General features: G+C 34.5%; 17 protein-coding genes, 1 tRNA gene and 1 other annotated feature. All 18 genes read right to left on the bottom strand.

Annotation, left to right across the window (positions count from 1 at the left end; genetic code table 11):
• Positions 1-862: 862 nt before the first annotated feature.
• The 18 genes from Q0W95_RS05030 to Q0W95_RS04945 all read right to left on the bottom strand — a co-directional run bounded on the left by Q0W95_RS05030 (position 863) and on the right by Q0W95_RS04945 (position 17,310).
• A tRNA-Leu gene (locus Q0W95_RS05030) sits at positions 863-953 on the bottom strand.
• A 52-nt stretch (positions 954-1,005) separates the two neighbouring features.
• The gene (locus Q0W95_RS05025) at positions 1,006-1,731 is read right to left on the bottom strand and encodes an amino acid ABC transporter ATP-binding protein (RefSeq protein ID WP_297790512.1); all 726 of its coding nucleotides are present in this window, start codon (positions 1,729-1,731) and stop codon (positions 1,006-1,008) included.
• Positions 1,724-3,199 carry an ABC transporter substrate-binding protein/permease gene (locus tag Q0W95_RS05020; protein ID WP_297790511.1) on the bottom strand — a complete coding sequence of 492 codons (1,476 nt, stop codon included), beginning with the start codon at positions 3,197-3,199 and terminating at the stop codon, positions 1,724-1,726. The genes Q0W95_RS05025 and Q0W95_RS05020 overlap by 8 nt, the downstream gene beginning before the upstream one ends.
• Positions 3,200-3,237: 38 nt before the next feature.
• Positions 3,238-3,468 (bottom strand) — a binding site (T-box leader).
• Positions 3,469-3,522: 54 nt separating this feature from the next.
• The gene (locus tag Q0W95_RS05015; protein ID WP_297790510.1) at positions 3,523-5,487 is read right to left on the bottom strand and encodes a sodium-translocating pyrophosphatase; all 1,965 of its coding nucleotides are present in this window, start codon (positions 5,485-5,487) and stop codon (positions 3,523-3,525) included.
• Positions 5,488-5,652: 165 nt separating this feature from the next.
• A complete protein-coding gene (gene rpsR / locus Q0W95_RS05010; protein ID WP_015777443.1) occupies positions 5,653-5,880 on the bottom strand; it encodes a 30S ribosomal protein S18 in 228 nt (75 codons plus the stop codon).
• An 18-nt stretch (positions 5,881-5,898) separates the two neighbouring features.
• A complete protein-coding gene (locus Q0W95_RS05005) occupies positions 5,899-6,429 on the bottom strand; it encodes a single-stranded DNA-binding protein (protein ID WP_297790509.1) in 531 nt (176 codons plus the stop codon).
• 3 nt (positions 6,430-6,432) lie between these two features.
• The gene (gene rpsF, locus Q0W95_RS05000) at positions 6,433-6,717 is read right to left on the bottom strand and encodes a 30S ribosomal protein S6 (protein WP_297790507.1); all 285 of its coding nucleotides are present in this window, start codon (positions 6,715-6,717) and stop codon (positions 6,433-6,435) included.
• Between the two features lie 194 nt (positions 6,718-6,911).
• Complete coding sequence (locus Q0W95_RS04995; protein ID WP_297790505.1) at positions 6,912-7,196, bottom strand: ferredoxin family protein; 285 nt, start codon at positions 7,194-7,196, stop codon at positions 6,912-6,914.
• Positions 7,196-8,491, bottom strand: a complete 1,296-nt coding sequence (locus Q0W95_RS04990; protein WP_297790503.1) for an FAD-dependent oxidoreductase — start codon at positions 8,489-8,491, stop codon at positions 7,196-7,198. Before Q0W95_RS04990 ends, Q0W95_RS04995 begins: the two co-directional genes overlap by 1 nt.
• Positions 8,484-9,191, bottom strand: coding sequence for a ubiquinone/menaquinone biosynthesis methyltransferase (locus tag Q0W95_RS04985; RefSeq protein WP_297790501.1), 708 nt, complete (start codon positions 9,189-9,191; stop codon positions 8,484-8,486). The genes Q0W95_RS04990 and Q0W95_RS04985 overlap by 8 nt, the downstream gene beginning before the upstream one ends.
• A gap of 1 nt (position 9,192) precedes the next feature.
• Positions 9,193-10,113: a prenyltransferase gene (locus Q0W95_RS04980; RefSeq protein WP_297790499.1), complete on the bottom strand. Its 921-nt coding sequence runs from the start codon at positions 10,111-10,113 to the stop codon at positions 9,193-9,195.
• Positions 10,113-11,120 (bottom strand): polyprenyl synthetase family protein, encoded by a 1,008-nt coding sequence (locus tag Q0W95_RS04975; protein WP_297790497.1) that lies wholly within the window; start codon positions 11,118-11,120, stop codon positions 10,113-10,115. Before Q0W95_RS04975 ends, Q0W95_RS04980 begins: the two co-directional genes overlap by 1 nt.
• A gap of 2 nt (positions 11,121-11,122) precedes the next feature.
• Positions 11,123-13,282 carry an L-lactate dehydrogenase (quinone) large subunit LdhH gene (ldhH, locus tag Q0W95_RS04970; protein ID WP_297790495.1) on the bottom strand — a complete coding sequence of 720 codons (2,160 nt, stop codon included), beginning with the start codon at positions 13,280-13,282 and terminating at the stop codon, positions 11,123-11,125.
• Positions 13,283-13,303: 21 nt separating this feature from the next.
• The gene (locus Q0W95_RS04965; protein WP_297790493.1) at positions 13,304-13,840 is read right to left on the bottom strand and encodes a lactate utilization protein C; all 537 of its coding nucleotides are present in this window, start codon (positions 13,838-13,840) and stop codon (positions 13,304-13,306) included.
• Between the two features lie 38 nt (positions 13,841-13,878).
• Positions 13,879-15,042, bottom strand: a complete 1,164-nt coding sequence (locus Q0W95_RS04960; protein WP_297790491.1) for an ArsA family ATPase — start codon at positions 15,040-15,042, stop codon at positions 13,879-13,881.
• On the bottom strand, positions 15,039-16,193 hold the full coding sequence (locus Q0W95_RS04955) for an ArsA family ATPase (RefSeq protein ID WP_297790489.1): 1,155 nt from the start codon (positions 16,191-16,193) through the stop codon (positions 15,039-15,041). The genes Q0W95_RS04960 and Q0W95_RS04955 overlap by 4 nt, the downstream gene beginning before the upstream one ends.
• A 24-nt stretch (positions 16,194-16,217) precedes the next feature.
• Positions 16,218-16,961, bottom strand: coding sequence for an LrgB family protein (locus Q0W95_RS04950; protein WP_297790487.1), 744 nt, complete (start codon positions 16,959-16,961; stop codon positions 16,218-16,220).
• A gap of 1 nt (position 16,962) precedes the next feature.
• Positions 16,963-17,310, bottom strand: a complete 348-nt coding sequence (locus Q0W95_RS04945) for a CidA/LrgA family protein (protein ID WP_297790485.1) — start codon at positions 17,308-17,310, stop codon at positions 16,963-16,965.
• Between the last annotated feature and the right edge of the window lie 463 nt (positions 17,311-17,773).

Genomic DNA, 17,773 nt, shown 5'->3' with positions numbered 1-17,773 from the left:
AGATTATAAGCTTATGATTTACCAATTTTAAGAATAAACCATTTCTGTTGATAGTATACTCTTTTTGAGATTTTCTTATTTCAAACAATAATTGATAAAAGGAAAATAAAGCCCGCTCTCATAATAATTTTAAATAGTTCTATAATCAATAGCACTAGTGAAAGTAAATGATACTTTTACCAGTGCTATTTTAGTAAAAGATTGATGATTGTTGTAATATTAACTTTTCTTACCTGGCTAATTTGATAAGTTTTCTGCCTAGATGAATGTAAACATAAAATATTAAATTGATTTTCTTGAAAAGATTCCTCTTATTCTTTAGATATGTTATCAATATGGGTAAAACCATAACATTGATCTGGGTAGGTTACTTATTAAATATTTTTACTATTTCATTAAATTACACGAGGAGTAATGCTATTAAATAATTCACTCATATATATTTATTAATGGATTTAATTTTTCTTTTATACTTCTTTGTTATGAAGATACTATATATAAAAGTATTTATGTTGATAAAATATAAGTTTTATATTATTTAACTTTAATATACCCTACAATAAAGATAAGGTGAACGAGTGGATTAGGGGTATCAACCTATATGTATTATGAAAAATATATTAAAAATTCCTTTACCCATATTTTTATATTGGGTGATTGCAACTTATTAGGATTTTAAAAAGAATATAATTTAGCTATAACATTTTACTAATTTCTGGGCTAAGATTTTCATTAGTCTGAATTTATTTACTAATTATAAGAATTTTTGCTAGGATTCCAACCTCGATTAAAAATTCGATTCTTTTTATTTGCCATACACAAAAAGAGAAACGCTGATTTCTCAACATTTCTCTTTAAATCTTGGTGCGGGATAGAAGACTTGAACTTCCACGACCTTAAAATCGGTCACAAGATCCTTAGTCTTGCGCGTCTGCCAATTCCGCCAATCCCGCTCGTGTATTACTTTTATATAATACACTTATTTTTATAACTTGTCAAGAGTTTTTATAAAACCATGGACAAAAATTGTTTACTTCTTTCTTCTTGGGGATTTTTGAAGAATTCTTCAGGGTTTGTGGATCTTTCTACCACTTCTCCCTTATCCATTAGGATTACCTTACTTGATACTTCTCTAGCAAAACCCATCTCGTGGGTAACAACTACCATTGTCATCCCATCATGGGCAAGTTCTCTCATAAGTTCAAGAACTTCTCCTACCATTTCTGGATCGAGGGCACTGGTTGGCTCATCGAAAAGCATTAGTTTTGGTTTCATCATAAGGGCTCTGGCTATAGCTACCCTTTGTTTTTGTCCCCCTGATAAACTTACTGGATAAACGTCTTTTTTGCTTGAAAGCCCAATTCTTGTTAGAAGCTTCATGGCTTCTTCTTCGGCTTGTTTCTTATCAATCTTCTTCCTCATTACAGGAGCGAGAGTCAGGTTTTCTAGGATAGTCATATTTGAAAAGAGGTTAAAGTTTTGAAATACCATGCCAATTTCTTCTCTTAGACAATCAATATCTATATTCTCCTCATTAATTTTTTTATCTTCAAAAAATATATCCCCAGAGTCAGGCTTTTCCAGAAGATTGAGACAACGAAGAAAAGTTGACTTGCCTGAACCAGAAGGTCCTATTATTGTGATTACATCTTTTTTTTCTACATCCAAGTCTATCCCATTTAAAACATTTAGATTTTCAAATGACTTTTTTACATTTCTAACTTTAAGCATATAGGTATCCTTTCTCTAGTTCTTTAAATATCTTTTCCATTAACATTACTATCACTAAATAAATAATGGCTGCTGAAAAATACGCTGTCGCTGCATCAAAGGTTTGACTTATTACGATTGATGCTCCCCTTGTTAGGTCGGCTAGACCTATGAAGCCAGCTATTGATGTTTCTTTGAAGAGGGTTATAACTTCGTTGCCAAGAGCTGGTAGTGAATTTTTGATAGCTTGTGGCATTACTACTTTTCTCATAGTTTGGAGGTTAGATAGACCCAAACTCCTAGCAGCTTCTTTCTCTCCTTTGTTTACTGAATTTATCCCACCCCTAAATAGTTCTGCCATGTAGGCTGAAGAGTTAAGAGCGAAGGATATGATTGCTACAAGCATTATATTGTCAAGATTTGCCAATATTACATTAAACATGATAAGCAATTGAATTGTTGATGGTGTTCCACGGATTATAGTTACAAAAACTGAAAATATTTTGTCCAAAAGCTTTAGTAAAATTCCCCCAAAACCACTTATATCGCTTGTCATGTCTGTGGCTATTGACCTTACTAGGGCTATGATTAGTCCTAGAGCAAAGGAAATTATTAGTGCTGCTAGTGTTACTAGGACAGTTTTCTTAAGGCCATCCAAGAGGTACTTGTAGGCCCCATTTTTTATGATATTTTCTTTGAATCTTTGAACTAATCCCAAACGTTGAGCCTCTTGGTCAGATGCTTGATATTTAGCCATAATCTTGTCAATTTCCCCAGACTCCTTGAGGGCCTTGATTGCCTCATTCATTTTCTTTAAAAGTTCTGGATTATCTTTAGAAATTGCTATAGCGTATTCTTCTTCCAAGTAAGGAGTTTGGACAATTTCAAGGTCTTTATTTGCCGAAGTAAAGTTTTTGGCTGATTGCTCATCAAGGATTACGGCATCTACCTTCTTGCTTTGTAGGGAAATAATAGCATCTGGAACCTTGTTGAAAGATGTTACATTTTCCTCACCAAAATCTCCCTTGGCAAGAGTGTCTCCAATTGTTCCCAATTGAGTTCCGATTTTTTTCTTGTTTTTTAAATCATCAACCCCATTAATATCAGAATCTTTTCTCTTGATTATTATCTGTCTTGTCTTTGTAAAAGAGTCGGTAAAGTTTACAGATTTTTTCCTCTCTTCAGTTACAGTAAAGCCTGCTGCTCCTCCGTCTATTTTTCCTGATTGGATACTAGCTATAATATTGTTAAAGTCCATGTCGTGAAGCTTTACTTCTACTCCCAGATAATTTCCAATAGCTCGGACTATATCAGGATCAATTCCCACAATTTTTTTGCCCTCATAGTATTCATAAGGTGGAAAGTCGGCACTAGTACCAAGGTCGATTACCCCATCATCTACTATCTTATCATCTGCATAGGCCCTTGATGGCAAAAAAACTGCTAGAACAAAGACTATAGCCATGATTTTATAAAAGTTCTTTTTCATTTTCTACTCCTTTGGCAAATAAAAAAGCCCCCATCCCACAAAGGGACGAGGACTCGTGTTGCCACCCTAATTTATTTATTTCTCACAAAATAAAACTCAATAAGTACTTGCATACTCTTCGGCTATAACAGGCCTGCCTGATTAATCTTACTCTAATTCTGACTAATAGCTCAAAGACTCTTTTCCCTTAGCCTAATCCTGCCTTCTTCCACTCTACAAGGCTCGCTTGAGAACTCTAGCTAAGCTACTCTTCTTATCTTCGCTTTATCTTGTTTGTAATTATATCACCTAACAAAATTTTGTCAAGTTAAATTGATAAATAATTAAATAAATAGGCTAGCACATACAACTGATACTACAGTCATAAGTTTGATTAGGATATTTAGAGATGGACCTGATGTATCCTTGAATGGATCACCAACAGTATCTCCAACTACTGAAGCCTTGTGAGCATCAGATCCTTTTCCTTCTTCTCCTGGAAGAGTTTCGATATATTTTTTCGCATTATCCCAAGCTCCACCTGCATTTGACATAAAGATAGCCAATAGCACTCCTGTTACTAGGGCACCTGCGAGTAGACCACCTAGGGCATATGGTCCAAATATTTTTCCAACTATTATTGGTACGATAATAGCTAAAACTCCTGGAAGTATCATTTCCTTTAGGGAAGCTGTTGTTGAAATATCAATACATCTTGCATAGTTTGGTTCAACTTCTCCCTTGAGGATTCTATCATCTGACCTAAATTGTTTTCTTACTTCTTCAATCATTTCAGTGGCTGCTTTTCCTACAGAGTTCATTGTAAGAGCTGTAAATAGGAAAGGTAGCATAGCTCCTATAAACATACCAGCTACAACCTTAGCATCTAGGATTGAAATAGCACCTAGCTTTAGGGTTTCTGAGTAAGTTACAAATAGGGAAAGAGCAGTAAGAGCTGCTGAACCTATAGCAAATCCTTTACCAATAGCTGCTGTTGTGTTTCCGATTGAATCAAGTTCATCTGTAATATCTCTAACATGGCTTGGTAGGTAGCTCATTTCTGCTATACCACCAGCGTTATCTGTTATTGGACCGTAAGCGTCAACTGTTACTGTTGTTGCTGTTGTGGAAAGCATTCCTACAGCAGATAGGGCGATACCAAATACACCATTAGCCCAGTAGGCTGTCATAATTCCTAGGGCAATCAATATGATAGGAAATACTGTTGAAAGCATTCCAGCAGAAAGTCCTGCAATAATATTTGTTGCAACTCCAGTTTTAGATTCAGCTGCAATTGCCCTAACGTGTTTATACTTATCTGATGTGTAATATTCTGTGAGTAGTCCTATCAAAATACCAACTACTATACCAACAATAATCGCAACAGCAGCATTCTTATTACCAAAGTAGATAAATGATAAAACTATGGCTGCTACAAGCACGATTCCACCAGATAGATAAATAGTGTTCATAAGTGATTTTTGTGGGTTAGTATGCTTAGTTGTTAGGAATAATATACTAGCAAAAATACTAGCAAGGATACCTATAGCTACTAGGAAAAAAGTAAACTTCATTCCAGCTTCCCCACTTGCAATAATACCTAGGGTAATAGCAGAGATAATTGCTCCTGAGTAAGACTCAAACAAGTCAGCTCCCATTCCTGCAACGTCTCCTACGTTATCACCAACGTTATCAGCAATAACTGCTGGGTTTCTTGGGTCATCTTCTGGAATACCAGCTTCTACCTTACCTACAAGGTCAGCTCCAAGGTCGGCTGCTTTTGTGTAGATACCACCACCAACTCTAGCAAATAGAGCAACTGAAGATGCTCCAAGTGAGTAGCCCATAAGGATTGCAGGATCTTTGAAAACAAAATAAGTAATCATAATACCTAAAAATCCAAGACCTGTTACAGCAAATCCCATTACTGAACCACCAGCAAAGGCAACATTTAAAGCTCCATTGCTACCTTCTTCAAGAGCCATATTTGCACATCTTGCGTTGGCTGCTGTTGAAACTCTCATACCGATGTAACCAGCTAACATTGAAAATATAGATCCCAAAACATAGCAAATCATAATCTTAGTATTTAAAAAGATTGCTATAAGGATAGATACTATAACGACAAATATTGCAATATACTTATATTCACGGCTTATGAAAGTCATAGCGCCGTCTTTGATGTGTCCAGCAATTTCTGTCATCCTTTTATTACCAGATGATACTGGCATAATTTTTGATTTGATTGTAAAACCCATGAACAAAAGTGCAAGGATTGAAACAAGCAAAGCTAAAATTTCTACGAACATAAATTCCTCCTTATTTATTTACCTATCTATCTTAATATAAAAATGAAATTTTGACAAATTTTTAAGGAAAATTTTCCCTTAAAGCAAAATTTATAATAAAAAAGGATACCTGGTTAGTATCCCTTAATATTGCTTATTGAAGTTTATTTATCTATTAATCTATTATTAGTTTTCTTCGTATGGTAATAATGCAACTTGACGAGCACGTTTAATAGCTCTTGTGATTTCTCTTTGGTGTTTTGCATTAAGACCTGTTACTCTTCTTGGTAAGATCTTACCTCTATCTGTAACAAATCTCTTTAAAGTTTCAATATCTTTATAATCGATAACTTTTGATGGATCTTTTACAAATGGATCTACCTTTTTTCTTGGTCTGAATCTTCTTCCTGCCATTATAAATCCTTTCTTATATTAGAATGGAATTCTTCCATCATCCTCTATCTCGGTAAAGTCATCATCAAAAAAATCATCGCCACCATCAAAGCCTTGGTTATTTCCTTGGTTTTGTTGGTAGTTATTTGTTTGTGAATAGTCATTTCTGTAGGTGTCTTGGTTATCATAGTTGTTTCTGTTGTTAGCATATGATGAAGTACCATTATCTGATCTTTGTCCAACAAACTCAACATTATCAGCTACAACATCTGTTGTATAGACTGTCTTGCCTGTTTCTCTATCTTGGTAAGAACCTGTTTCGATTCTACCTTCTACAGCGCATTGACTTCCTTTTCTGAGATATTTACTTGCATTTTCTCCTTGGACTCCCCAAACGTTTATCCTTAGAAAATCAGCGGTAGGACGATTTTGAGCTTCCAATTCGCTCCTTCTGTCTCTGCTAAGTCTCTTATCTACTGCCAATGTAAATGTACATATAGCTCTTTGTGATTGAGTGTATCTTAACTCTGGATCTCTAGTCAATCTTCCGATAAGGATAACTTTATTCATTGATTAGTCCTCTTTTCTTATAACCATGTATCTGATTACAAAATCTGAAAGTCTTAGTCTTCTTTCAAATTCTTTGATATGGTCCGGGTTAGAGTTAAAGTCTACGATGTAGTAATAACCTTCTTTAAGATCATTAATTTCGTAAGCTAGTTTTCTTTTGCCCCAATCATCAACGCTAGTTACTTCACCATCTTGGGCGATTATTTCTTTAAATCTATCAAGAAGAGCTACTCTGTCGCTATCGATCATATCAGCTTTGAAAATCAATACTGCTTCATATTTATTCATTTTTTCACCTCCCTGCGGTCATTGACCCCGTTGTTTGTAACGGAGTAGAGAATTTGTACCTAGATATAATACTTGCATTTTCTATTTTTGTCAAGCCTTATTCTAGGCTTTTCTTTAGCTTACAAAAAGAGACCAGAATTAACTGGTCAGCCTTCTGTGATATTCGATACATTTTTTTCTTTTGGTTTTTGCCTTTAACCTTGTCTGAAAGTTACTCCTATTTCTCCCTGTGGATGTTGCCAATCTTTTACAATTTTACCATGAGATAAAACTCTACAAGTTCCACATTCCAAACATCCCAAGTGACTAAAAGCAAATACTCCATCTACATAAGTATAACAACCTGCAGGGCATGCCATCAACAACTTATGGATTTCTTCTTCGTCCTTATAATCAGTATCTACATCTATGTGGGAATGGTGTTCATCAGTATGGTAAATATCCAATCCTAGTTTATCTTCTACGCTCATCCTTTTCATTACATTGCCTCCATTACGGTTGAAATAAATTCTGATATTTGTGTTGCACTCATTCTGCTTGCTAGGTCATTTATAGTTCCCATTATGAAACCTTGTGTATCTCCACCATTTACTGTGAAGGCTCTACCTGCTACATCATTTACTATTTCCGGTAGGTCTTTGAAGATTTCTCTTCTACTTAGGATTGTTGGGAAGGCTTTGAAAGTTTTTAGATCTTTCATTATGAAACTATCATCGACTAATTTTTTGTATATGGATAAGCTTTCCTTGCTATAGTCTTCTCTTTCTTTGGCAGCTATAAGTGCTAGGGCTGCAAGGCGACCACTTTCAATGGCAAAGTCCATACCTCTAACTGTATAGCCGAGGTTTACACAAAAGCCTGCCGCATCTCCTACTACCAAGAACCCATCTCCATAAAGTTCTGGAATCATGTGAATACCTTCTTCTGGAACCAAATGTCCTGAATACTCAATTGTCTTTCCTCCCTTTAAGTATGGAGCTACACTTTCATGTTCCTTAAATCTTTCGAGAAGGTCGTTTATGCTTGTATTAGCATATCCAATATCTGAAAGAGTTGCAACAACTCCTACTGACAAGGAATCTTTATTTGTGTAAATAAATCCACCACCAAAGCCTCCCATGGTTGGATCGCCACAAGATAGCCAGCTCATTCCTTCTCCACTTTCTAAGCCAAATCTTTCATTGATTATTTCTTCTGATAATTCAATTACTTCCTTAGCTCCAACAGCGACTTGATGAGGTTCAAGTTCTTTCTTAATTCCAAGTTGTTGAGATAGAAGTGAGTTAACACCATCAGCAATTATTACTGAATCAGCAAACATCTCTTCACCAGTAGCATCAATACCAACAACTTTTCCATCTTCTACTAAGAGTTTTTCAACCAAAACTCCCGTTATTATTGCAACACCAGCTTCTTCGGCTTTTTCTGCTAAGTATTGATCAAATTTACTATGTAAGACTACATATGATGATGAATCCTTGTCCTTACCTAATTCTTTGGATGAAAATCCAATATCTAGGGAAGATTTTTCGCTCATCATAGATATTTTTTCTTTGACAACTTTTCTTTCTATAGGAGCTTCCTCGGCAAAGTTTGGTATTATCTTTTCAAGACTATGTCCATAAAGTCTACCACCTGTAACGTTCTTTGCTCCACAATAATCTCCTCTTTCAACCAACAAAACTTCCATATCATTTTCTGCCAAAAGTATTGATGCAGCTAAACCTGCAACTCCGCCTCCAACTATTATGACATCAAACTTATCTTCACTCATATATTTCCCCCGTATGTTGAGATTTTTGTCCTTTAATTATTACGCATGCCCCAAAGAGCATTTTCCTTACTTCAATATTTTCAAGTCCCAATTTCTCATAAATTTTCACAAGTTGCTTAGGACTTACAAAATTTTTTGTTGATTCATATAGCCAAGTATATTCCCTGTATCTCTTTATGCCTCCACCCAAAAGGGGCATTAGGTATTTGAAAAATAAAGTATAGAAAGGCTTTATCAAGATATTTTCTACTGGAAAGGAATCCATCACATAAATCTTCCCTCTAGCAACTCTTGCCATTTCTCCTATTACTTTTTCATAATCATCAGTATTTCTCAATCCAAAAGAAATGCTAACACATGCAAAAACTGAGTCAGGATATGGCAAGTCTTTCGCATCCGCTTTTACAAAGGATACATTTTTTATACTTTTTGATTTTTTTCTAGCTTGGTTGAGCATATTTTCTGAAAAATCTAAACCACAAACATCCGCCTCTGATTCTTCGGCTATGGCTATAGCAATATCACCAGTTCCACAGCAAATATCCAAGACCTTATCCTTTGCACTTATTTCTTTGCCTATGTCTTCTACGAGCTTTTTTTTCCATTTTTTTTGTAGACCTAAGCTAATTCTATTGTTCGCCTTGTCATAGTAGGGAGAAATATTTTGAAATATCTCATATACTTTTTTACTTTTCTCCATCTTACGCTCCTAAAAGGCTTAGACCAATACCTACTACATAACTTCCATTAATTATGATATTTGTTAGTCCAATCCCCATCATCTGACCAATTCTATCTTTTGGAAGCAAACTCTTCTTATACATATCTGCAAGAAATTTTCTTTTCCAAACGAAGATTAGGATATTGAAAATTAGGATTAGGTATCCTCCCAAGTAATAACTTAGGAAAAGTTCTGAACCTAGCCAAAATAGAAAAGATAGCCTATACACAACTCTTATATTTCTTCTTCCTAGACATACAGCAAGTGTGTACCTATTTGCTCTCCTATCCTTTTCGATATCACTAGCATTGTTACTCATCATAACAAGTCCTATGCCAACCATTAGTGGAAGAGACAGTGCCAAGACCCTTGGGTCAATTTTTTCTGCAAATACAGTAAAAACTCCAAGAGGAATCAAGCCTCCCATAACAAATCCGCTTGCGATTTCCCCAACTGGTAGATAGGATAAGGGAAAGGGTCCACCGGAATAAAGAAGAACTGTCAGTAAACCTATTATCCCGATTATAAGACTTGGATATATTATCTTCCCAAGGCTAATTAGTCCTAGTATTATCCCTAAAATCAGAAATATTAACCCCAATTTCCTAACACTTCTTGGGTCAATCTTGTTGTAAAACATGATATTATCATCTTCTTCAAGATTATCCTCCTTGCTATCAACCCCATTTACAAAATCACTGTAATCGTTGATGGTGTTGACAGAAGCTTGAAAGAAAACACAGGATAAGAGTAAACCCAAAGCTCTAAATAAGTTTACAGAGTATCCATATTTGATGGATATCAAGATACCAAAGCCAGCTGGGACTATTGAAGCCACAAATGACTTTGGATTTGCAAAATCAATGACGTTTTTTATGGTCATTTTTTGGTAGCCATCCATCAGCTCTTCTCCACTTTTTCTAGTATCTTAATTAGATAATAGGTTAGGAAATCATCCTTGGAAAGGCTTGTTACTATCAGTCTACATTCTCTGGATAATTCTTTGATTTTATTTAAGCTTATGGCCCTTGCATCAGTTTTTCCTATTAAAATCTTTAGTCCTTCTAGGCTAGTTTCATCAAGACCTTTTTCTTGATTTTGTATAAGAATTTCTCTAATATCTCTTCCGTAGGTCTTATTTTTTAGGGAAACTATAACAGGATAGGTATATACTCCCTCTTTTACATCTTTAAATTCTTCCTTGCCTGTGAATTTCTTGCTGTAAAATATATCCAAAAGGTCATCTTTGATTTGAAACATCAATCCTAAATTCTCCCCAAATCTTACAATTTTATTTGTATCAAATTGGTTGAATTTAGAATTTTTAGCTCCAAAATAGCAAACAGCTTTAAAAAATGATGCAGTCTTTCCTGATATATTCCTAAAATACTCGCCTTCACTTACATCTATTTTGTATTTGCTCAAATTTTGTCCAACCTCACCATTGCACATATCTCTTATGGTATTTGCTATAAGCAAGGCCTCATTGCTCAAGTTTTTTTCAAGCAAGTAACTAAATACCCTGGCTATCATAAAGTCCCCAGCAAATACGGCTGTATCTTTGCCGTATTTTGCTTGGATTGACTGGTGATTTCTTCTTAACAAGGAATCATCTATAATGTCGTCGTGAATAAGCGATGCTAGATGTGTAATTTCAACCGCACTTGCTTGGCTAATAAAATCGCTTGAAATATCGGTATTTCCCATAAGACTTATAGCTAGCAAAAGCCTCGTTCTAACCATTTTCCCACTTGAAATTAGCGAATCACCGATAATATCTTGGAGAGAATCAATAGCCTTGTAGTCGCCTAAGATTTTTCTAATCTCTATTTGAATTTGCTCTATTGAATTTTCTATAATATTTTCTATAGGTTTTTGACCCAAAGCATCACTTACTGCCAAAGTCATTACTAGATAAGTCCTCTCTTTTCAGATATTATTTCTGAAGTATGTTTAACCTTGATATCAAGGCCTTCTGCCTCAAGACCGCCCCTGATTTGCATCATACAACCTGGGCAATCCACAGCAACAACATCTGCTCCAGATTTTTTGATATTTTCAATCTTATTTTTAAGAATTTTTGAAGAAATATCTGGATATAATACATTGTAGCTTCCTGCAAATCCACAGCAGTTATCGCTATCTTCCATTTCAACAAATTCCACACCTTCAGTATTCTTTAGTAAGTCTCTTGGTTCATCGTGGATACCCAAGGTTCTCTTTAAGTGACATGAGTCGTGGTAGGTTACCTTAACTTTCTTGCCATCTCCAGCATTTTCTGAATCATCTTTCTCGTGGAATAATTTGCAGAAGTCAACACATTTTTCTCCCAAAATCTTTGCTCTATCATACATTTCGCTTCCCTCTTCAAAGAAAGTTGGATAAGATTGAAGTTGGTGGGTGCATGATGGACAAGCAAGGAGAATGTAATCATATTTTTCTGCATCCATAGCCTTGATGTTTATCTCTGCTTCCTTTCTTGCATTTTCAACATCACCCATATTGCTTGCAGGACAACCACAACAAGCTTGACCCATTGGAAATTCTACCTTATAGCCGATTGAGTTCATATTTTTAATTAATGACTTGGCAGTATCTACATAAACAAAGTCTAGGAGGCATCCTGCAAATAAGGCTACTGTTCCTTTTTGATTTTCGACCTTTTGTTCAATATCATCAAAAATATCTCTCAATGGAACTTTTGCTATTGATGGAAGAACCTTGCCCCCTGTCATTCCTGATACGAAATCTGGGAGGTGTCTTATCATGGTTCCACCCTTGGTGAATGGTTCTTGAGCTATTGATGCAATCCTCAATAATGAATGGAAAAGTTTCCTATCCGTTACTGCATCAAGAGCGAATTTCTTTATTGGATCTGGGTTATCTTTAACGTGTTCTTCCCTAACTTTCATAATCATTTGTGCTATTGGAAGACCACCACCACATACTTCATTACATCTACCACATTGTAGACAAACACTTTCGATTTCATTTGCCCTATCCTTATCAATTAGGAAGTGAGTTAGGAGTGTTCCTATACCACCTGTGTAAACGTTAGAGCCATAAACGTGACCACCAACAAGAGCAAAGGCTGGACAAACATCTAGGCAAGCTCCACATCTGATACAGTTAAAGATTTCTCTAAATCCTTCTTCAGCGAGAATCTCTCTTCTTCCTGGATCATCTATTACTAGACAATAAAATCCCTTATCTTCTTTGGTATCAGCTTCTTTATCGCTAACAACTTCGCAAGCACCTGTATACAAAGACAAGTAAGATGTAATTCTTTGCGCAGTACCATTTCTTGGGAGAGCTTTGAAAATCCACCTAGCATCTGACATTGAATTTACAAATTTTTCAATACCGAAAATGTAGAGATGGTTTTTAGGAAGAGTACCAACCATCCTACCATTACCTTCATTGGTCATGGTAAAGACAGTTCCCGTTTCTGCTACAGCAACATTTGCACCAGATACACCTAGGTCAGCTTGAGTAAATTTATTTCTCATTACTTTTCTAGCAGTTTTAACTTCTTCAGATATAATTGGTTCATGTTTGGTATTGGTATATTCTGAAAAGAAGTCAGCAACTTGTTCTTTGTTCAAGTGAAGGGCTGGCATTACCATATGTACTGGGGTATTTCCTTCAAGAGAGATGATAAATTCACCAAGGTCTGTTTCTTGGCACTCTACACCCTCATCCTTTAAAATCTTATTAAAGTGAATTTCTTCAGAGCACATAGATTTTGACTTAACTGCTGATTTCACATCTTTTTCTTTGATGAAATTCCTAACCCATTCACTAGCTTCTTCCTTGCTTTTTACAACAACAACATGACCTCCCCTAGCCTCACAATTCTTCTTAAATTCAGCTATCATTTCATCAACATGTTCTGCTGCATAAGTTTTTACTCTCTTAATAGCTTGTTGGGTTTCCTTAAAATCAACTCCATTATAAGAATTTAATCTTCTTTGTGGATAGGTTTTGCAGAAATTACCAAGAGTTCTACCTAAAGTCGCATTATCAAGCGCATCCTTTATCTCGTCTTTTAAGCTTATAGTATCAACCATATTAATCTCCTCTTTTTCCGCCTATAAATCTTTCACAATGACAACACTCATTTTCAAAGGTCCGTGAACACCTACAGTACCAACACACTCAATATCTGCAGTTCTTGATGGCCCTGTTATAAAGCCAACATACTTTGGAAATGGCTTCAATTCAGCAAGTTTATCGAACATATCATCATATGTTTCTACTATTGTTGAACCCTTCAAGATTCCGATGTAATAATCAGGCATAATTGCCATCAATCTATTATCAACATCATCACTTGCTTGAATTAGCGAACCTAGCTCAGCAATTCCATAGGCAACTTCTGTTATACCGCCCTTATCTGTCTCGCTATTTAATCTTATGTGATCTGTATGTACTGTGATATCGTTATCTTCAAGTGCTTTAATTAATCCTGTCTCTTTTGCCAAATCTGTGTCAAGCATACAAGTTGTTTCTATGCCATTATCCTTGTAAATTTTAACAATAGTATCTGCCAAATCATTTTTATCTGTTGTAAAGCAAGTACCATTAACTGTTTCTAGGTTTTTAGCAAAGGTATCAAACAATTCCATTTTAGCTTCCATTATGTAAAACCTCTCAATATTTTAATTTAATCATAATCCATTACTATTTTTAGCTTCTCATCTTCAATCGAATACGAACTTATCTTCCTAGAAGATAAAGTATCTGGTAATTTGAATCTTCTTTTGAAATTTAGGTAGGAAAGTTCTAAATCATTTCCTATCCTTCTAACATCAACCTCCTTATCACTAGCAAATTTAAAATCTATTTCAATAATCTTGCTAGCTCCTTCGCTTTTTATGTCAAAAGTCCTACAAGCAGTAAAAAATTCTTCCAAATAAATCTTAGAAAATATCTCCTCGTTAAGACTCTCAAGCTCCTTTAATCCTATTACTTCATTTGCTTTCATATATATTTTGAAAACTCTTTTATCTGGATAAAACTCCTCAATCCTGTCCACATTCTCCCTTTCTTCAAGATACAAATTATCATAGGAAGAATTTTTGATCTCCTCTGGATAGAGCATATTTATATAAACACAATCCGTAAGAAATCCATACATATTCATAAGAGTGGATGCTCTGAAGGTTTCATTACTAATTACCTTACTTGCCTTTGTTACAAATCTGACACTCGTAATTTCAGGGTTCATAAGAATTTTTTCTAGTTCATATAATTTTTTAGCTAGGCCAACAAACTCATCAAAAACAATGTCCTTTGGCTTTTTAACCTCTGTCTTTTTTTCAATAAACCCGCCCAACAAACTATTAAATCTCTTAACAAGAGGAACTAAAGTATCAGCTAAGTTATTGAGTTTCTCACCTGTTGACAAAAGTGAAATAGTCTCTGCACTAGGCCCACAATCTACAACAAGGACTTCGTATTTTCCCTCCTTGTAAATTTCTAAGATTTTCAGCAAAGAAAATACATCCTCAAGACCTGGAAAAAGCAAAAGTTCTTCAACTTGAATATCATTTAGAGAATTGTTTTTTACAAGTTCTCTCAGATAAGAATTGAGATTTTGCCAAGCTTTGGCACTTTCTATTATCGGATTTATTTCTAAAGCATATAGATTCTCACAAATTCTTGTGGGATTAGCTGTTAATTTGATAGCGAATAAATCACTAAGGCTGTGCGCTAAGTCGCTACTTATGAGTAAGGTCTTTAGCCTCTTTGAAATATTTATAGAAGTAAGAGCAGAAATCGTACTTTTTCCAACTCCTCCCTTACCTGTATTAATGATAATTCTCATATAAGCTCTCCAGATTTTTCTAAATAAATTATAAGAAAGCCATCTTTTAGTTCATAACTTTTTATATCCATATCTATCAAAAGATTTGGAAGACCTATAATTCTACTTACGCTATTTAATCTAATATTTATATCCGAATTGGTTTTTGATACTTCTACATCTTCAACATCATCTACTCTAATCTTCAATAAATACCCCAAGCCATTTTTTTCATATGCATGGCTAGATTCTAAAGCTTTTATGGTAAGTAAGTCTTCATAAGCTCCCAATTTATCAGCAAAGTCTCTCAAATCATCAATTGACTTCATATCTTTTTTCATTAGCTTTATCTTATAAATTGGAATATTGTAGAAAATCTTAGCTATCTCTCCAAGATTTTTCTCTTGAATTTCTATACGTCTTTTTATAAACTCACTCACATCGTCTTCAAGGAGTCTGTTTACAAAAAATCCATCTATGTTAAAATCAAATAAATTCAGATAGGCTAAATCTCTTTTGCTCTCTTCAATGACCATCTTCTCGCAAAGACCAACAAGTCTTACTGTTGCTATTGATGAGTCTTTTAGAATCTTCTCCAATTTCAGCAACCTTTGGTAGACTATCTCTACCTTATCAAGACTTTCTTTATCTGGTAAGTTTATCTTATACTTGTACTTAGAAATTGGTCTTAGGGTTCTTATAATCCCCTTGCCAACCCCGAAAAACTTCTCCAAATACCAAGAAAGCATCTCAGGATATTTCAAATATGCAAAAGTTGCAGCTGAAGCTGGACAATCGACAATTATATTTTCATAAATTCCCTGCTCATATATATCCAAAATCTTGATAAGAGATAGGATATTCACAATAAAGGGCATATCCAAACTTGAAGTATAGGTTAGCTTTGAAAAATCTATCTTTCTAAATTTATCTGCCAGTGTGTTTTTTATATCAGGAAATTTTTCCTCAAGAATCTTCAATCCATCAAATTCTATTACAGATAAATTATCTGAAACTTCAGTAATTTCACCACCTATCTTAATATCGAATATATCCGATAGACTATGGGCAGGGTCTATGCTTATTAAGATTGTCTTTTTCCTTTTGGCTGAAAGAATGGCGGTAGCGCTAGAAATACTAGACTTGCCTACCCCACCCTTTCCTGTATACATAAATATCTTTGTATCCATCTATACTTAGCCGATAAAAATCATTACGAAAACTGGCATCAAGATTACTGTACAAATTCCTGCGATAGCAATTGAAAGACCACTCATAGCGCCTTGGACTTCTCCCATTTCTATAGCCTTAGATGTGCCCATAGCGTGGCTTGATGTTCCTATGCCTATACCTTGGGCTACTGGGTCTTTCACCTTCATAATTTTCATTACAGAAGGCGCGAAGATTGCTCCTACAGTTCCTCTAAGAATTACAGTAATAGCAGTGATTGCAGCATAAGTTTTGATAGTTACATCATCGCTTACAAATTTACCAACATATTCTTCAGTTAGCGATTTGGCGATTGGAGTTGTTACAGATTGTGGCATCATTGAAAGGGTCAAATCTCTTTCAAAATGGAAGAATTTTGACAAAAGATAAGCTGACAAAATAGCAACTATTGAACCTACAATTACACCGATTAAAATAGGAATTAGATTTGCCTTAAGTCTATCAATATTCCTATACAAACTTACGACCAAGGCAACAGTTGTTGGTGCAATAAGGAAAGAAATATACTTTCCGCCCTTATTGAAATTTTCATAACTAATGCCTGTTAATTTCAAAAATATAATGCTAAAAACTATTGCTAGAAGTAATGGATTTAGGAGGGCAATCTTAGTTTTCTTATTAATTATCATCCCTATCCTAAACATAACTATACTTAGGATTATTCCAAAAAAATCATTATCCGCTAGATATGTATTTAATAATTCGCTCATCTTATTTCCTCACTTTTTGCACTAATTCAACTACCTTGGCAGTAACAGCCATTGTAATTAAGCATGATATAATCATAACAAGAAGAATCTTCAAGGCATTATCTCTTATAACATCAAATTGAACCATAAGACCAACTCCAAGAGGAGTAAAGGTAAAGGCAAGAATTGATGTCAAAAAATCTGATGTAGCTGATATATCATCGACCTTTAAAAATTTAAATACAAGGGCGATAAATAAGAAAATCATACCAAAAACTGGTTCAGGGATTGGAAGTCCTGTAATCTTTTTAGCCACAAAGCCTAAAAGCAAGAAGAACAAAAGGTAACAAAATTCTTTTAAATATTTCATAGTATCTCCTCAAACTTATTTTAAAAGTAGTTATAATATAATATTTTAATCCTCTTAAGTATTTATATTTATACTTAAATTCCCACCTAGTACATCGGACCTAATTTCACTCCTTTAAATAGCTTTATTTTTGATAACGTTTTTATATAAGTGTCTAAATATAGTGTAAAATAGATATAAATGTAGTTCCTAGATTTAAACTACTTTATTTTTAAAAGCTTGATAGATTATAGAATTATATTAAAATTTATGGATATTAACCTTGTCAAGGATATCAATAATATGTTTGAATCTAATATGTACTTTACTATATCCTGTTTACTATCAAATTTTAATATCAGTTTTACTTTTTTATTATAGCACGGATTTCAAAATAAGAAAAGGTTTTTTTAATTTTATTTTCAGGCTCAAAATGTATATATTTTGTATCAATTTATCTATGCTGAATTTTATTCATTTATTC

The organism is uncultured Anaerococcus sp. (assembly GCF_947253225.1).
GTDB lineage: Bacteria > Bacillota > Clostridia > Tissierellales > Peptoniphilaceae > Anaerococcus.
The sequence above is the reverse complement of the archived record's forward strand: the minus strand, read 5'-3'. Positions and strand labels throughout refer to the sequence as shown.

Excerpts from the sequence above, each read along its gene's own strand:
- Q0W95_RS05025 (WP_297790512.1), bottom strand. The coding sequence starts at position 1,731 with ATGCTTAAAGTTAGAAATGTAAAAAAGTCATTTGAAAATCTAAATGTT.
- Q0W95_RS05020 (WP_297790511.1), bottom strand. The coding sequence starts at position 3,199 with ATGAAAAAGAACTTTTATAAAATCATGGCTATAGTCTTTGTTCTAGCA.
- Q0W95_RS05015 (WP_297790510.1), bottom strand. The coding sequence starts at position 5,487 with ATGTTCGTAGAAATTTTAGCTTTGCTTGTTTCAATCCTTGCACTTTTG.
- rpsR (WP_015777443.1), bottom strand. The coding sequence starts at position 5,880 with ATGGCAGGAAGAAGATTCAGACCAAGAAAAAAGGTAGATCCATTTGTA.
- Q0W95_RS05005 (WP_297790509.1), bottom strand. The coding sequence starts at position 6,429 with ATGAATAAAGTTATCCTTATCGGAAGATTGACTAGAGATCCAGAGTTA.
- rpsF (WP_297790507.1), bottom strand. The coding sequence starts at position 6,717 with ATGAATAAATATGAAGCAGTATTGATTTTCAAAGCTGATATGATCGAT.
- Q0W95_RS04995 (WP_297790505.1), bottom strand. The coding sequence starts at position 7,196 with ATGAAAAGGATGAGCGTAGAAGATAAACTAGGATTGGATATTTACCAT.
- Q0W95_RS04990 (WP_297790503.1), bottom strand. The coding sequence starts at position 8,491 with ATGAGTGAAGATAAGTTTGATGTCATAATAGTTGGAGGCGGAGTTGCA.
- Q0W95_RS04985 (WP_297790501.1), bottom strand. The coding sequence starts at position 9,191 with ATGGAGAAAAGTAAAAAAGTATATGAGATATTTCAAAATATTTCTCCC.
- Q0W95_RS04980 (WP_297790499.1), bottom strand. The coding sequence starts at position 10,113 with ATGGATGGCTACCAAAAAATGACCATAAAAAACGTCATTGATTTTGCA.
- Q0W95_RS04975 (WP_297790497.1), bottom strand. The coding sequence starts at position 11,120 with ATGACTTTGGCAGTAAGTGATGCTTTGGGTCAAAAACCTATAGAAAAT.
- ldhH (WP_297790495.1), bottom strand. The coding sequence starts at position 13,282 with ATGGTTGATACTATAAGCTTAAAAGACGAGATAAAGGATGCGCTTGAT.
- Q0W95_RS04965 (WP_297790493.1), bottom strand. The coding sequence starts at position 13,840 with ATGGAATTGTTTGATACCTTTGCTAAAAACCTAGAAACAGTTAATGGT.
- Q0W95_RS04960 (WP_297790491.1), bottom strand. The coding sequence starts at position 15,042 with ATGAGAATTATCATTAATACAGGTAAGGGAGGAGTTGGAAAAAGTACG.
- Q0W95_RS04955 (WP_297790489.1), bottom strand. The coding sequence starts at position 16,193 with ATGTATACAGGAAAGGGTGGGGTAGGCAAGTCTAGTATTTCTAGCGCT.
- Q0W95_RS04950 (WP_297790487.1), bottom strand. The coding sequence starts at position 16,961 with ATGAGCGAATTATTAAATACATATCTAGCGGATAATGATTTTTTTGGA.
- Q0W95_RS04945 (WP_297790485.1), bottom strand. The coding sequence starts at position 17,310 with ATGAAATATTTAAAAGAATTTTGTTACCTTTTGTTCTTCTTGCTTTTA.